Source organism: Fibrobacter sp., from assembly GCF_017551775.1.
Classification (GTDB): domain Bacteria; phylum Fibrobacterota; class Fibrobacteria; order Fibrobacterales; family Fibrobacteraceae; genus Fibrobacter.
Map to the genome: position 1 here is coordinate 1 of NZ_JAFZKX010000034.1, position 14962 is coordinate 14962.

Below are 14962 nucleotides of genomic sequence, written 5' to 3' on the forward strand. Positions count from 1 at the left end.
ACCACCACGTTCTGTGCGGCAAGCGCAGGAATAGCCAATGCGGTCAGCGCCGCAAAAGAAACCAGTTTCATCGCCATATATACCTCTTTTACCGAAATATATATAAATACGGCAACGTTCTGGACAAGGTCTTTAGTTCGGGCGCTTTACCACCAGGGAGTCGCGGCCCATGGTCATCCAGCCATCCGGATTGCCAATGGAAATCCAGTAGACATTCTCGGGGAGCCCGTAGACCATGACGTAGCCGTTCTTCTTGTCTTCTTCGGTCACCATCTGGCAGGGGTAAAAATGCGACGGCAAAATTTCTTCAGCATAGACATATATATCGGAAGCATGCTTCACATTCACGCAAATGCCGAAGCCATTCCTCTCGATAAATTCTTCCGCGCCCTCACTACCCAGCACATGAATGGAATCCAGATAAAGTTTCGTCGTGTACACGGGTTCCAAGGCGATGGGCCGGAGTTCGGCAATTTGCTCACCGTCGATTTCCACGAAGTTGGCTTTGGAATAGCTCGTATAGATGTTGGCGCCATAGTTTGAATCCGCAGAAATCGCCCGCAGTTGCAATTCTTCGTAAGTATGCGAAAAGGCCTTCTTCTCTCCGAGTTCTTCCAGAGCGCCCTCGTACTTTTCCCAATACGAAAGGAAGTTTACGCTGTCGATATAAACATAGCCATCGGCATCCGTTACATACTGGCAACTTTCATCGTCATAAGTGCAGCGGCCTTCGTAGACCTTCGCCCCTGCCATCGGGTTTCCCTCAGGATCCAGCACGCGGATACGTGAATTTATATACAAGTGGATATCCCTGTATGCCCCTCCGCCACAACTGGGCCGGACAACGTATTCGTCTTCGTCAAACCCGTAGGCGTATTTCTTTGCCAGCGCGCGTGCAGATTGTGCGGCAAGGCCGTATTCAGCGAGCGAGTCTCCCGGCAGAAAGTCGCCACATCCAGAGCCGCCTCCCTCATGAACGTCTTTGCGGAGCAGAGACGTATCGACCTTCGCGATAGGCTCTCCCGGCATATCGTAATCGAATGAATAGGGATCGTAGACTTCATCGCCACAGGCAATAAAGGCAAGACAAAGCGCCACCGAGGCGCCGCCAGAAAACAGATAACGGGAAATATTCAAGATAGCCTCCTTCTTTAATAACTTGTCTTAAATATACTTAAATATAGAAGGGCTATGCCAAGAAAAATGAAGAAAAATTGCCTTCTTTAGAGGGGCGCATACAAAAGCTAACTGAAGCGTTTCATATATGCCTTTTTTACAGCACAAACAACATTACCGGCCCTTGAACTGGTCTCCGAACTTGAGTTCTGTTTCCTTGGCTCCATTCAGGTTCACGAGACGGTCGGGATCGAATTTCAAATCCTTCGCCAAGCCTTCCTTGAGGGACTGCGCGCGATCAAGAAGTTCTGCGGCACACGTACTCGAGAGGAACGCCTGACGCACCTGCATCGCGACATCATCCGCACCGTTCACAGCATCGTCACACCGCGTCACACCGCAGTCCTTATAATCGAAAACGAATTAGTGTATCAAATGTATTCCCATCCCGTTATTCTGCCGGGCGAGAAACCTCAAGGGAAAAACACCCCATACCTAATTGCGAATTCGGCGATCCAATCGCAAATTCATAATTTCCCTCGGGCAATCCATATACATAGACAAACCCGTTCTTCTTGTCCTCTTCAGTCACCATCTGGCAGGGATAGAAATCATAAGGGAGGCCATCCCTTTCATAGTGACGCGACAAGCTTCCATCTTCCACTTGTACGCAAATGCCAAAACCAGCTTCCGCGATGGTTTCATTCAGCCTATCGTGGTACCATTCATCTTCTTCAGGCAAATAGATAGAATCCAGGTACAGTTTTGCCGAATACACCGGCTCCACGACAATCTTCTGCAATTCGGCCACGGGTTCCTCATCTATCATCACGACACGGGCGCGGGCAAAATAGGAGAACACATTGGCGCCAAGGCTAGAATCCGCAGAAATTACACGCAACTGCAATTCCTCATAGCGAGATTCATAGGCCTTATTCGATCCCAATTCCTCCAAGGCTCCTTCATATTTTTCCAAATAGGTCAAGTAGTTTACGCTATCCAGATAGATATAGCCATCCCTGTCCGTAGTATAATGGCAACCTTCATCACCATAGGCACACCTGCCTTCATAGACATCCGCTCCCACCACAGGATTACCCGCAGCATCCACCACCCGGACTCTCGCGTTCATGTACATATAGATATCCACATACGCTCCGCACATACTCCTACCGAGACCGCTTGCATATGTTTTCTTGGCCAATACATGAGCTTCATCCAAGAGATCACTGCAGGGGTCGCCTTCGACAACATTCCATCGAACAAGCGACGTATCCAAATCCGCAATGGGAATTCCCGAATTCGTTTCGCTAGATGTCGAAGCAGTACTGCCATTGTCGCCGCCACAGCCGACGAACATTCCGATGCCAAGGACCGCAAACGCGAGGCCCGTCTTTGTCAACTTCTTAATAAACATATCGATTTCTCCTTAACTTACTTTTTCAAATTTGTGAATAAATGAATGTTCAACTGGTGGACCCCAGTCGCCTTTTTTCTGTCCTGCGCAATAATCTTGCGCACCCTGGCCTTCAGGCCCTGGATTTCCTTGGCTATCGCCTTGAATGCGTCATCGGAAACGCTGAAAGTAAACGTTCCCATATCCGACGGATTCTCATTATTCGCAAGTAACGCCTGCTTGGAAAGTTCGAAGCACTGCAACTGATACTGGCGAACCAGATCGCTGTTGTTATAGGCACCGCTGCTTACCGACTCACGGCAACTTTTCCAGAAGCCGTCTTCGTTCTTCCGAACAAAACCAAGGCGTTCCAGCAATTCCAGGGAACGTTTCAGGGTACCCACGGAAACCTTCGGGAAAATCAGTTTCTGGACGGGTTCAAGGTCGTCCGAAACATCCACGACTTCCAACGCCGTAAACAGCACGCTGTTATACCAGTGGTTGTAATATTCGTAGGCGTCTTCGTTCAGGATGCGGTGGGAATCCGGATGCTGTTTCAGCAGTTCCTCGAAAAAAGCGTTCCGTTCCGTCGCGGTCTTCGCCTGGTCCAGATTCACCAGAGTTTCAAAATACCTTGCCTCTTTTTTGTTCAGGCCAAGCACATCAACAAACTTGGGAATCATGCGACTGGAAAGTTTTTTACCCTTGACGATGTCGTTATAGTAGCTGCGAGTCTTGGGGAGCCCCAGCAGCACACATGCCCCAGCCCTTGTAAAATCAGGGTCTGTCAACACGCGGGCCGCCTGGTACTCGTCCAGGTACTTGCGGAAATTTGTGAACTGAAATATGTCAATAATTTTATCCATGTCCTAAATGTACTCAAATTTTGACTCAAAGTCAAGACATTTTCGTAAAAATTTGAGATTTTTTTTGAGTACATTTTGTGATTATGGACTAACGACCCTTGAACTGGTCGCCAAACTTCAGCTCAGTTTCTTTCGCTCCATTCAGGTTCACGAGACGGTCGGGATCGAATTTCAAATCCTTCGCCAAGCCTTCCTTGAGGGACTGCGCGCGATCAAGAAGTTCTGCGGCACACGTACTCGAGAGGAGCGCCTGACGCACCTGCATCGCGACATCATCCGCACCGTTCGCAGCATCGTCACACCGCGTCACACCGCAGTCTCTCTCGTCCAAGCAGAATCCCTTGCAGAGTCTCGCGGCAAGCTGCTTCAGCCTGCCTTCGGCGCCCTTGTCGGTACTGCCGTCCTCAATCTTGAACCCGTAATAAAGCGGGAACACGTCGAGCGCCTCGACCGCGGTAATTTCGTGCGCGGGCTTGCCTTCCCACGCGTCGGCAATCTGCCCGAATATCCAGGGATTGTGCATGGCGCCGCGGCCGATCGACACGCCGTCTACGCCGTAGTTGTTGATACGCTCGCGGGCGACATCCACGCTGTTCACATCGCCGTTGCCGATTACCGGAATCTTGGCCGCGGCCGCGACCTTGCCGATCCAGTCCCAGTCGGCAAGGCCGTTGTACCCCTGCAAGCGGGTACGGCCATGCACCGTGAGCATCTCCACGCCTTCGCCCTCGGCAATCCGGAGGGTCTCCATCACGTTGATGCTTTCGGAATCCCAGCCGATGCGGCACTTGAGCGTGAGGGGCATGTCGACCCCGCAGGTATCGAGAGTCGCGCGCACCTCGTGCAAAATCTCCTGCAGGCGAGGCAGGTCCCGGAGCAGGCCCGAGCCGCTCCCCTTGCCCGCCACCTTCGGCGCCGGGCATCCCGCGTTCACCTCGATAAAATCGGGCTTCAGCGCCACCGCGATCTTCTTCGCCGCGGCCGCCATCTTGTCGGGAAAGCGCCCGAAAATCTGCACCCCGAAGGGCCTCTCTTCCGGAAAGAACCGGAGCTGCCGGTGTCCGTCCAAATTAAAAACCGCATCACCGTCCGTCGGCACGAACTCCGACACCAGGAGGCCCATCCGGTTCCCAGAAAGCACGCGGCACAGCCTGCGGAACGGCGCATCCGTCACCCCGTCCATCGGGGACAGTATCGTATTCGGGAACACTTCCAAACCCCGCAGCCGGAACGATATCCGGGCGGGCTTTTCGGCTTTTTTTGAACTTTCAACAGTTTTCAACATTTAAACCACAATTATTCACACATTGTCCGCAACGAGAGCCCGAAAAAAAAATTTAATTTTCATCTAGGTTACCCGCTAACTCTTTGTTAAACTTATATTTAAGTCGTCAACAATTCTATCAACCAAGATTGAAGTCGTGCCCAATATAACAAAACAAGCCCTTATTCAAGAGATCGCCAAGTCCACCGGATTTGTGCGAAACGATATCAAGACCGTCGTCGAGCAGTTCCTCGACCTGGTCGGCGAGAAGCTTATCGAAGGCAACACCATCGAGATCCGCGGCTTTGGCACTTTCGCCTGCAAGCCCCGCAAGGCCCGTCCCGCGCGCAACCCGCGTACCGGCGAAACGGTGCAGATCGAAGAACGCATGGTGCCCACCTTCAAGTTCAGCAACGACATCAAGGACAAGATCAACGCCCTCGAAGGTGTCATCGGCGAAGCCGTCGAAGAACCCGAAGAAGTCGCGATCGAATCCGAGATCTAGTCTCCCTGTACCCATTTTTTGCAAAATCCTCCGCTATGCGGAGGGTTTCTTGTTTTTGAGACAGTAGAAATTCAAAAAAGCATCCCAAGCCGAAGCTAGAAACGAGCAGAGCGTGGCCACAGGACCGAAGGCGTACTACTTGTTCGTCGAGAGTTCGGAAGCCGAACTATCACGAAGTTTATTTTTAAGAACCCATCAGCGAGGCGACTTCGTCGTCGGTCAAGAAGCGCCAACCGCCTTTTCCCAGCGTCTCATCCAGCGCCACAGGTCCAATCGCTTCGCGGCGCAGCGTCATCACGTGGTTCCCCACGGCGGCAAACATGCGGCGGACCTGGTGGTACAGTCCCTCGCCAATCGCAATCACCACGGTATCGCCCTCTGCCCGGATTTCGCGGGCAAGCACCGGGCGGCGTTCATCCTTGAGCATCACGCCCTTCAGGAGTTCAGCCTCCTGTTCCGCGGTAAACGGGCGCGCGAGGCCCACGCGGTAATACTTGAGCATGCCCTTCTTGGGGCTCTCGACCCTGTGGATAAAGTCGCCCTGGTTGCTCAGCAGCAAAAGGCCCTCGGAGTCCGCATCCAGGCGGCCCACGCTCTGTATGCCCATCGCGGTAAAGCGATCCGGCAACAGCGAATAAACCGATTCGTGGTCACGCGGGTTGTGGCTGCACTCGGCGTCGACGGGCTTGTGGAGCATCACGTAGAGCTTTTCCTGCGTAGTGACTTCCTCGCCGTTCACGGTAATGCATTCGGGGCGCTGAGCGAACTCCATGAACGGGTCGTCCAGGACCTTCCCGTCCAGTTCCACAAAACCCATGCGAACCAGGGCACGCGCTTCCTTGCGGCTCCCGAAACCTATACTCGCCAACAGGCGGTCCAAAGTCAAAGCAGGCATTAATCCTCCACCATCCAGCCGACAATCTTCTTGCGGATAAAACCGAGTTCCGGCAGCTCGCCGGTCTTGAGCACGCGGGCACGCCTGCGCCAGAACAGCAGGAACAGGATTCCGGCATACACGAGCGTCATCAGCAGCAAATAAAAGAAGCGGCACAGGTTCGTACGGGCATGAATAGCGCCCTGCGCACGCAGTTCGCGGTCACGGCACCAGTCCATCCTGAAATCCCACGCCCTCAGGTACGGGAAGCCCTTGAAAACGCCATTCAGCGCGGCACCGTAACCCATAGTCTCGTAATCGCCGCGGATACCCTCGACAAAGCAGTCCACGAACTTTATGTTGAACAACCGGACCACAATACCGAGCAAACTTTTCACATAGCGAAACGCGCGCTCATCCAAATCGGGCGTAAGGATAATCGTCCAGAACTGTTCGTCCGTGAGCTTGGGCTTTTCCTTTTTTTCGGGTTCCGAGGAATCCTCGGGGGCTTCAGGCTTATCTTCGACACTCGGCGCCTCAGCAATCGCCACCGGGGCTACGGGCGCTTCTTTAGACGCTTCTTTAGACTCTTCTTTAGACGCTTCTTTAGGCTCTTCTTCTACAGCCGGCGTTTCTTCCACAGCAGGCGTTACGGGCGGAGCGGAGGGTTGTTCTTCCGCCGGAGCAGTCATCTTTTCGGCGGGCCTTATAGGCGCCGTCGCCACGAATTCCGGTTCGGCACCTTCCGATGCGGCATCATCCACATCCTTGTCCGAACTGTCGCCATCTAAATAATCCGCGCGGGCCTCACCAGCACCTTCGCCTGATTCCTTGGTATTCTTTCCCCACTTCTTCTCGCCCGTCCAGAGCTTCTTTCCAAAAAAGAAAAACAGCGCCCGGCATCCGCGTTCGCCCGCCTCGAATTCAATCCTGAACCGGAACGGGAAAAACAGCAGAACCAGCGCTATTACGCAAAGGACGACTGTAAGCCAGAAGAGGAATCCGCCCATTACTTCTCGGCTTCGTCAGCCTTCTTGCTGATAATGTCAATCAGCTCGGCAAAGCTCTTGGTCTTCAAGATCTGGCCGAACTGTTCCTTGTAGTTGCGTGCGGTCGAAAGATCGTCGATCACCAGGTCCCACGCCTTCCAGTTGCCGTTCACGAGGCTCATCTTGTACTCGAGCACAGATTCCTTGCCCTTGTTCCAGAGGTGAGCCACCACGCGGGCCTCGTCAGAGCCCTTCATCTTCGCGGGTTCGTACACCGTAGAATCGGCACGGTAGAGTTCAAGCCTCTTGGCGCTCGAATTGCGGACCATGCGCTGGAATTCCGCGACGAACTTTTCCTGCGAAGCGGCATCCTGCTTTTCCCAGTCGCCCTTCGAAAGCGACTTCTTCGCCAGGAGCGCGAAATCGAAGGAATCACTCAGGAGCGACTTGACGCGTTCCGTCTCCTTCGCGTTGCGGCTAGACTTCTTGAGGAGCGTCTGGAGTTCCGCATCCTTCTTCTTCACTGCATTTACGGGGTCTTCGGCGGCAAAGGCCAGCACGGAGGCAAGCGAAAGCAGAACAAACATCTTCCTAATCATACACATCTCCTTTTATTTACCCATGTATTCCTGGTGGAATTCCTTGAGCGACATGCCCATCTTGGACACAAGCTGAGCAAATTCTACGTTATACTTGCAGACCGCGAAATAGTAGTCCTTCTGCAAAGATACATTCTGCGTATACGCCGAGACCAGGTCGCCCGTCTTGGACTTGTCCAAATCGTACTGCATCGCGGCACCTTTCAGGATCGCCTCGGACGCGCGCAGGCTCTCCTTGAGGGCGTCCATCTTCTCTTTCGCAGCGACAACCTGGTAATACTGTTCCTCGGCCTTGGCCATGAGGCCCACGGCAGCATAGTCTTCCTTCATCTGCAGGCCATGGTATTCCGTGCGCGCAAGGCGGAACGCGGACCAGTCCTTCCAGAAGTTCAGGCGGTAACGCAATCCGATACCGAGATATCCCGAAAGCTTGTTCACCGCGTCTTCGGCGAAGGCGTTCTTCAGCATCACCTTGCGGTTGCCCGCCCAGCTCTTCACGTATTCGAACTTGCCCATGATAAAGAACTCGGGAGCAAGCTTCGCCTCGGCCAAATCCATCTGGAGCTTGCGGGCCGTAAGCCCAGCGGCAAGCTGCTTGAGTTCGGGGTGGAACTTCACCGTATTGTTGCGTACCTCGTCGAGCGTCAGGAGCGGTTCGGGCCTAGCCGTGAGGCTGGAATCCTCCGCGACAAAAACATCTTCTTCGGGAAGCCCGAGCGAAAAGCGAATCGCCAGCTGCACGCGCTTCATTCCCAGTTCAGCCTCGGTCACGCCTTCCTTCACCGAATACATTTTCGCCTTCAGGTTCAACAGGTCCATCTGCGAAACATTCGGGTCGTCGTCGTCGAGGGCCTCCTCGAGCTGTTCGTAAGCGCGGTCCACCTGCTTCTGCGCATCGCCGGCAAGCCGCCGCATTTCCTTGGCGAGCAGGTAATTGTAGTAGTAAGTCTGCAGCTCCACGTCCTTCTTGTGGATTTCCTGCTCGATACCGAGCGATTTCTGCTTCAGGTCCGCTTCCAGGGCCATCTTGCCAGAACGATACTGTCCGAAATTGAGCGGCTGGATGAACTTACCCTCGACACCCCAGAACGGGCCCATCTTAGTAAAGTCGTACACGTCCACGGAATCGCCCCAGTTGTCCACGGATTCCTTCAAACCGGGAGCGGGGCCGACCATCGTCGAAATGTAGAACGTCGGGAGAATGACCTCCGACGTGAGCGCATCGAGCTTTTCCTTCTTTTCGCGAGCGCCAAAACGCGCTTCGGCAAGCAGCGGGTCCTTCGAGAGGCCTTCTTCCACAAAATGAATACAATCATAACGGACTTCGCCGGCAAAGGTCAAAGTCACCGCAAAAAAGACTGCTACAAAGCGCAACATACTATATTAAATCTAGCAAAAAAAAGGCCTAGACCGTCTGTCAGCAATCGGCAAATATTGGCGGTTAATCAGAAGAATATGAATTAGTCGGCCAAGAAGTCTATCTGCGAGAGCGCCCGATACTTCGCCATCACGTTCTCATAATACGCCGTAGGCAACGGGCGGTTCAGTTCCCGCATCCGGTCCACAGCGGAATGCCCGATGTTGTAGGCGATGAGCGCATCCTTCCAGTTCCCGTACTTCGCGATAAGTCGGATAAGGTAAGCGGTACCGACAATCACGTTCACTTCGGGCTTCATCAAGTCTTCCGTCGTCTGGATGTTGAGACCGAACCGGTGGCCCATCTTCTGCGCGGTCTCGAGCTTTATCTGCATCAACCCGAGTGCGCCCGAAAATGCCCCCGACTGCTTGCGACCGCGGGCGTTGGGATTGCCGCGGCTCTCCTGTGCCACGACGGCAAGAATCAAAAGCGGGTCCGTCGAATACGAATGCGCGTTCTTCCAGATCAGTTCCGTGAGCTCCGTGCGCGTCTCCGGGGGAATGCGACCCTTCGAAAGGTACGCGAGCGCCTTGTCAATCTTCACGTACTCTATGGTCCAGCGCCCCCACGTGTCAAGGCGCTGCAAGTCGCTGCGCAGGGCGAGTTCCTGCTCCGCGAGCGCCGAGAGTTCGTTCTTCCGCACGAGCCAAAAATTCGCGAACACGAGTATCGCGATGAACGAGGCGATAAATGCGACGGTGATAACCGGGCCGGAAATCCGCACGCTACTTTTCACGGCGGTCGTTCTCCAGGTATTCGAGATACGAGACCCAGTCCTGGATTACGCCGAAGGAACTGAGCATTGTCGTATCTTGCACAACGCCCAGCTTGCGGAGCGGACCGATGGACGATTCCAGACGGTCGATTTCGTGCACGTACCTGTCCTTCTGGGCCTGGAGCGCAATTATCTGCGCCTGCTTATCGGCAATGTCACGCCCCTGCGCCGCGATGATGAAGAACAAAGTAATAGCCCATCCGAGAATCAGCAGGGCAAGGGTTATCGCGACGGTCGGACTAAGGCGCACGCCCGTTTTGGACGTGTAATACACGCCTATCTGCTGGAGCTGTTTCGAAATACCCGAATCCTTGTAGGCCTCGCGGCTCGGGTATATCTCAAAAATATTCCTGTACCTCGCGAAATATTCATCCTGCTCCTCGCTATCGAATATGAGCACGAGCTTCGATTTCCGCGCATGCATCTTGTTCAGGAGCTCGAGGAAGAGGTCCAGATAATCGTTCACCTTGAAATGCGCACGCTGCAGGTTCAGGTACACAAAGCAACCCGGCCCCTCGGTAAGCATCTCAATCTTTTCGCGGACAGCGGCAAGCTGGTACGACCCGAGCGAACCGGAGAGGGTTATCTCCACGTCGTCGCCGCGGTCTTCCACCTGGATGTCAATAAGGTCGGCTCTCACGCATCACCCCTTCGCAACCGATATGGTCACCCTGAACTTCTTTTCGTCGGCGACGGTGAGCGCCGTACGCCAGAAGGGATAGACGCGCACGCCCTGGTACATCTCGGGAGCGGCCGAAGACGAAGCCCCGAAAATCGCCCCCACGAATACGGCTGCGGGCGTGGCGAACTTCATCGTGACGACGCATCCACGACCATAATCGTGAATCACGATCTTGCTTGCTTCCGGATAGACCACGGGATTCTTCCCGTCCCATTTCAGGTCAAAACCGTCTATGATGATCCGGCCCGAATCCTTGCCGAGCAGGCCGAATTCAAATATCGTGCCGAAGAAGCAGCGTGAATCCATGTACGTGGAATTCTCTATCCGGTAATCGACCGTGAGTTCCGACGACGAGGTCTTCAGGCCGAACGTCTTCGCGACGTGGAACACCCCGCGCTTCGAGCCAACGGCAAAGCCCTGTTCTTCCAAAAGCTCAATCTCCGCGCCGGAATCGCTGCGCTTGATGCGGTACTCGTACGGGTCCTTCAGCAGGTATTCGCGCATCGAAAGCGCCTGGTCTATCTGCGAAGCGGTCAAGTCGGCGTTCGGCAGCAGGCAGTCGAGGAACCCGAACGAAGGTTCGGCATCGTCGCGCCAGGCATTGAGCAAGTTGACCTCGGTATCCTTGTGGCAGAAGGCGCGTAGCGCACCGCCCGCATGGTAATCGAGCAGGAACATGATATCGCTATTCCCGGCCCAGATCTGCTTGCGGCCCTGCAGCAGGTAGTCGCAGACTTCCATGCGGACTCCGTCGAACGAAAGCTTTGAATCAAGCAAATGCGACGCAGCGGCCAGGTAACGGAAGCCCCAGTCACGCACATTCATGCAGCGCATGCCTTCCGCATTTCCCAGGTCGCGGAAAAAAATCGGCGACATGGCGGGCATCAGCGCTTCGCAGAATTCATCGAAGTCCCTGCCTTCAAGAGTAGCGCGGCCACGGCGGTATAAATTCAGGAACGATTTCTGGAACAGGTTGATTTCGGGCCTGCGCACGAGCGTCTCGCGACATGTCATCGCCGAAGCGGGGAGCCCGAGTTTTCTGCCGGCCGACATCAGGTAACTCAGCGAACCTTCCGGCGGAAGCTGGTTGATCAGGTAGCCTACGGGCCACGTCTGCAAATCGTTCGTTTCGACAAAATCCACCAGGCGTTCGAAGAACGAGACAATCTCTTCCGAGTTGGGAGGCAGGTCGAGCACCACCACCGCGGACTTTCCGCCATGGCAATACGATTCCGCAATCACCCGCCAGCGCAGGTCGTCGCTCTCGATGGCTCGGGTAAGCGTGTCGGCCACAGGCACGATGCGCATCAACGAGCCCTTGTCTTCTATGGTAAACCAGCCGGATACCGGAGTCGAACGCCCGACAGTCGCCTGCACGGCGGCCTCGCTCACGAGCGCGTAATCGAATCCCGATTTTTCGAGCACGGCGGTCATGCCCATTTCCCACACGAACGAGGAATTGAAGTAGCCCTGCGGCTCTATGTCAAAAAACTTCTTGAGGATATCGCGATGGAGATCCAACTGCAAGGACTGCGTCTCTTCCGGGAACAGCGGGAGCATCGGATCATAGAAACCTCCGCCAAGGAATTCCAAAACGCCCTCGCGGATGCCGTTCTTTATCTTTCCGAATGCGAGCGGCTTCGCCACCTTGCGGAGCATCCTGAGCGTCGGGCCGTCCATGAACACCGAGCACTTGACCAGTCCCGAATTCAGCAGCACGTCAAGTCCGTCAAGCAAATTGCGAGCTACCGCCTCGAGATTCTCGTAGGCCGTCGATGGCGAAAGCTGCAGGACAAAAGATATTGTCGGCTTCATGTTGTTAAGGATAGAAAAAAGTAACTAGTTATCAGTTACTAGTTACTGGAAATACGGGTATCGGGAGGCAAATTTGGAATTACAATCCTAAGGCCTCCGCCCTCAAAAACCCAGATTACCCACCTATTTGGGCAAAACTAATCTTATAACCGTAAGAAGTCAATTTTTTGATTATGGGAGCGATATCTTTCATTAACATTTCTTTTTTTAAAACAAAATCAATTTCATTTCGGCCATCAAATAATGCAGGACGCTTGTTCCGACGATCGTTAATTTGCGGTTTCATTTTTGAACGAAGATTTTCTATGAATTTCCACAATTCAGTTTCGTTATAGAAGGTATAATAGTTATACCCCTGAAACAAACTATCATTATTCAATTTCGTTTCATTTAAACTAACTAGATAAGCACAGCCATCATTTTCGTGATAATAATACAGCACCAAATCTAAAGGAGTATAATCTTTAACACACTCTATTTGTTTTTTTCTTTCTTCAACGTCTTTATCCAACATTTCTTCAAGCAACAACTTTTGGTGATTACTCAATTTTTTCAATCTTAACGATTTCATTTCACTGATAAAAGAGGCGCATGAATTAAGCATTGGATTTGTACATATAGGATAATTCAAACGAAAAACATCCTTATAATTTGATCCAATCGCAAGCTTGTAACCCGCGTAACCACAAGACCTCATTGAAGCAAGGGATTTATAGAAATCCCCGTAAGAAAGTTTTTCGTCAACATGTAACTTGGCACTAAAAAAATCATCTGCAGGCAGGTTGTTTTTTAAACCTTCTTCTTGAGCCTTAGCCCTTAAAGCACATATTTCTTTATAAAGAGGCTTGTCAATTACATCATCAATTGCTGAGATATCAGTAGAAGTCTTACCGATAATCTTACCGTTCAAGGAATAATTATCGGTCATGACATCTAGAACCACCTCGCCTTGCTTGGGAGTAAGGAATTCTTTTTTCTCGCTGTTACATGCCACAAGGAGAAAAAAAATCAAACAACAAGAAAAGCAAGCGCTTAATTTATTCGCAATCCACATAATTAATTAGAATCGCGGGTTTAGAAACTCATATGCAGGAGCAAAATCCTTAATGGCGCGAAACGTCAGGCGAGGACATTTTCCAGCCGGATTTGGCATTTTTTGCCAAAATTTCATCAATTAACGCTTTGTCTGTGCTAGACAAAGCTAGACTTTCCCAAGAAGCAACCTTAAGAACAAAGCCAGCTTGCTTTGTTTTGACTACGAATTTGCCCACATAGTTCACATCTGGCTCTACAGAAAGATCAAACTTATGATTGTCTAGTTCAACCTTGATAGGGATTCCTACGATAGGCTGCTTGAGCGGAGAATTTGCGGTAGTCACTTCGTATTCACCCGCCGGAATATTAGCGGCGACGCAAACCCTATCATTGAAGCGCCTGCATACATATTCCTTGCCAGAATTCTTGCTCTTCAAAATAAACTGCAAGGGCTCATCGCCAAAAAAGCTGAACGCAAGTCCCATGAAGTAAGAACCACTTACATCGCTGCGAATGACAACCAAGGCGTTATTTTCTCCAGGCTCCTTCATAGGAAGAGTGCCGGCACAGCCGTAGAAAAAGATACAGCTAAGGACAAGAATTGTAAGAGTTCTGAATTTCATTTTTCCTCCATTTGAATCGACAAAAATTTCCTAGAATATAATCATAATCCGACGGCCATACAATCCCGCAGGGTTTTATTGCGGGTTTAGAAACCCACTTGCAAGAGCATGCCTCCACCAGGTTCATCGAGCTTTACCGTTGGAGTGACACGGAGTTCCCATTTTTTAGATTTATCCCGATACTCTATCGCTTTTTCTCCACTCTCATCAAACAACGTCATTATAGCTGGAACTATGGCAATAGCACCTGCCAAAATAGCTGCTACACCTGTCACGAACCAAATACCACCTCCCACATAGCCTAAACCTTTCGTTACCTTGTAATCATAGTCGCGGGAGAACAAATGGGCTCCAAAATAAGTTGCAGGAACACCATAAAGAGCACCTAGAACAACAATGGGCCAAGCAACATTTCGATCTGCTTTAACCATATCACAACTAGTAGCCCAATCACGATATATTTCCGTACTGTCTTTCAAAGGTTCCGAACCATAGACATGGGCTAATAGCTGGCCCTGTGTTTCATTGCTTGGAACATATCCAGGAGTTCGAACAACATTTTCGCGGCATCCCCGAAAAATAAATATCGAAGATGAATCACCATATTGTTCTACATAAACCGTGTCACGGTATTGGGATGAGGCTTCAGCAAATGCAGTCAAAAACAAAAACAGCACTATGTACTTACACAAGGCATTCATACATACAAAATACAAAAAAAGCCCGCGGGTTGACGCGGGCGATGTATAAAAAACTCGATGGTTTAGCTCTAGGGGCAGTGAGCGACAAGCGACTCGTACTGACGGGTCGTGGAGGCGACCTTTGGCCACTTAGCGCTTCAGCGCTTATGTGGACATGGCCCCCCTTGTGATGTGAACCCCAAAAGTTAGACACAACTTTAGAGGCTAGCATGACAAAAATACACACAGAAGAAGAATGGCAAAGAGTCCTCGACCTGCACAAGGAGGGTATGTTGCCTAGGGCGATAGCTCGCCTAGTTGGCATA

Annotated in this window: 16 protein-coding genes; 1 reads left to right on the top strand and 15 read right to left on the bottom strand. The window is 52.0% G+C overall.

Annotation, left to right across the window (positions count from 1 at the left end; all coding sequences use genetic code 11):
• Nucleotides 1–132: 132 nt before the first annotated feature.
• The 5 genes from IK012_RS04060 to IK012_RS04080 form a co-directional block, all read right to left on the bottom strand.
• Nucleotides 133–1137 (bottom strand): hypothetical protein, encoded by a 1005-nt coding sequence (locus IK012_RS04060; RefSeq protein WP_290950876.1) that lies wholly within the window; start codon nucleotides 1135–1137, stop codon nucleotides 133–135.
• A 153-nt stretch (nucleotides 1138–1290) separates the two neighbouring features.
• A complete protein-coding gene (locus tag IK012_RS04065) occupies nucleotides 1291–1512 on the bottom strand; it encodes a hypothetical protein (protein WP_290950877.1) in 222 nt (73 codons plus the stop codon).
• A gap of 55 nt (nucleotides 1513–1567) precedes the next feature.
• Nucleotides 1568–2533: a hypothetical protein gene (locus IK012_RS04070; protein WP_290950882.1), complete on the bottom strand. Its 966-nt coding sequence runs from the start codon at nucleotides 2531–2533 to the stop codon at nucleotides 1568–1570.
• A 17-nt stretch (nucleotides 2534–2550) separates the two neighbouring features.
• Nucleotides 2551–3378 carry a TIGR02147 family protein gene (locus IK012_RS04075; protein ID WP_290950885.1) on the bottom strand — a complete coding sequence of 276 codons (828 nt, stop codon included), beginning with the start codon at nucleotides 3376–3378 and terminating at the stop codon, nucleotides 2551–2553.
• Nucleotides 3379–3466: 88 nt separating this feature from the next.
• Complete coding sequence (locus tag IK012_RS04080) at nucleotides 3467–4663, bottom strand: tRNA-dihydrouridine synthase (RefSeq protein WP_290950888.1); 1197 nt, start codon at nucleotides 4661–4663, stop codon at nucleotides 3467–3469.
• 136 nt (nucleotides 4664–4799) lie between these two features.
• Between IK012_RS04080 and IK012_RS04085 the strand changes: the two genes are divergently transcribed.
• Nucleotides 4800–5147, top strand: a complete 348-nt coding sequence (locus IK012_RS04085) for an HU family DNA-binding protein (RefSeq protein WP_173380211.1) — start codon at nucleotides 4800–4802, stop codon at nucleotides 5145–5147.
• 184 nt (nucleotides 5148–5331) lie between these two features.
• Here the strand turns inward: IK012_RS04085 and IK012_RS04090 are convergent, their stop codons facing one another.
• The 10 genes from IK012_RS04090 to IK012_RS04135 all read right to left on the bottom strand — a co-directional run bounded on the left by IK012_RS04090 (nucleotide 5332) and on the right by IK012_RS04135 (nucleotide 14657).
• Nucleotides 5332–6042, bottom strand: coding sequence for a pseudouridine synthase (locus tag IK012_RS04090; protein ID WP_173383718.1), 711 nt, complete (start codon nucleotides 6040–6042; stop codon nucleotides 5332–5334).
• Nucleotides 6042–7031, bottom strand: coding sequence for a hypothetical protein (locus IK012_RS04095; RefSeq protein ID WP_290950894.1), 990 nt, complete (start codon nucleotides 7029–7031; stop codon nucleotides 6042–6044). Before IK012_RS04095 ends, IK012_RS04090 begins: the two co-directional genes overlap by 1 nt.
• Nucleotides 7031–7609 (bottom strand): phospholipid-binding protein MlaC, encoded by a 579-nt coding sequence (locus IK012_RS04100; RefSeq protein ID WP_173383720.1) that lies wholly within the window; start codon nucleotides 7607–7609, stop codon nucleotides 7031–7033. Before IK012_RS04100 ends, IK012_RS04095 begins: the two co-directional genes overlap by 1 nt.
• A 12-nt stretch (nucleotides 7610–7621) precedes the next feature.
• Complete coding sequence (locus tag IK012_RS04105) at nucleotides 7622–8986, bottom strand: TolC family protein (protein WP_290950897.1); 1365 nt, start codon at nucleotides 8984–8986, stop codon at nucleotides 7622–7624.
• A gap of 83 nt (nucleotides 8987–9069) precedes the next feature.
• Entirely contained in the window at nucleotides 9070–9762 is a 693-nt protein-coding gene (locus IK012_RS04110) for a lytic transglycosylase domain-containing protein (protein WP_290950900.1), read from the bottom strand.
• The gene (locus IK012_RS04115; RefSeq protein ID WP_290950902.1) at nucleotides 9752–10441 is read right to left on the bottom strand and encodes a hypothetical protein; all 690 of its coding nucleotides are present in this window, start codon (nucleotides 10439–10441) and stop codon (nucleotides 9752–9754) included. Before IK012_RS04115 ends, IK012_RS04110 begins: the two co-directional genes overlap by 11 nt.
• Nucleotides 10442–10444: 3 nt before the next feature.
• Nucleotides 10445–12298, bottom strand: a complete 1854-nt coding sequence (locus IK012_RS04120) for an alpha-amylase/4-alpha-glucanotransferase domain-containing protein (protein WP_290950905.1) — start codon at nucleotides 12296–12298, stop codon at nucleotides 10445–10447.
• A 115-nt stretch (nucleotides 12299–12413) separates the two neighbouring features.
• On the bottom strand, nucleotides 12414–13292 hold the full coding sequence (locus tag IK012_RS04125) for a hypothetical protein (RefSeq protein ID WP_290950908.1): 879 nt from the start codon (nucleotides 13290–13292) through the stop codon (nucleotides 12414–12416).
• 109 nt (nucleotides 13293–13401) lie between these two features.
• On the bottom strand, nucleotides 13402–13956 hold the full coding sequence (locus tag IK012_RS04130; protein ID WP_290950911.1) for a hypothetical protein: 555 nt from the start codon (nucleotides 13954–13956) through the stop codon (nucleotides 13402–13404).
• An 86-nt stretch (nucleotides 13957–14042) separates the two neighbouring features.
• Nucleotides 14043–14657, bottom strand: a complete 615-nt coding sequence (locus tag IK012_RS04135; RefSeq protein WP_290950915.1) for a hypothetical protein — start codon at nucleotides 14655–14657, stop codon at nucleotides 14043–14045.
• Nucleotides 14658–14962 lie beyond the last annotated feature (305 nt).

Excerpts from the sequence above, each read along its gene's own strand:
- IK012_RS04095 (WP_290950894.1), bottom strand. The coding sequence starts at position 7,031 with ATGGGCGGATTCCTCTTCTGGCTTACAGTCGTCCTTTGCGTAATAGCG.
- IK012_RS04080 (WP_290950888.1), bottom strand. The coding sequence starts at position 4,663 with ATGTTGAAAACTGTTGAAAGTTCAAAAAAAGCCGAAAAGCCCGCCCGG.
- IK012_RS04075 (WP_290950885.1), bottom strand. The coding sequence starts at position 3,378 with ATGGATAAAATTATTGACATATTTCAGTTCACAAATTTCCGCAAGTAC.
- IK012_RS04130 (WP_290950911.1), bottom strand. The coding sequence starts at position 13,956 with ATGAAATTCAGAACTCTTACAATTCTTGTCCTTAGCTGTATCTTTTTC.
- IK012_RS04120 (WP_290950905.1), bottom strand. The coding sequence starts at position 12,298 with ATGAAGCCGACAATATCTTTTGTCCTGCAGCTTTCGCCATCGACGGCC.
- IK012_RS04090 (WP_173383718.1), bottom strand. The coding sequence starts at position 6,042 with ATGCCTGCTTTGACTTTGGACCGCCTGTTGGCGAGTATAGGTTTCGGG.
- IK012_RS04105 (WP_290950897.1), bottom strand. The coding sequence starts at position 8,986 with ATGTTGCGCTTTGTAGCAGTCTTTTTTGCGGTGACTTTGACCTTTGCC.
- IK012_RS04135 (WP_290950915.1), bottom strand. The coding sequence starts at position 14,657 with ATGAATGCCTTGTGTAAGTACATAGTGCTGTTTTTGTTTTTGACTGCA.
- IK012_RS04070 (WP_290950882.1), bottom strand. The coding sequence starts at position 2,533 with ATGTTTATTAAGAAGTTGACAAAGACGGGCCTCGCGTTTGCGGTCCTT.
- IK012_RS04100 (WP_173383720.1), bottom strand. The coding sequence starts at position 7,609 with ATGATTAGGAAGATGTTTGTTCTGCTTTCGCTTGCCTCCGTGCTGGCC.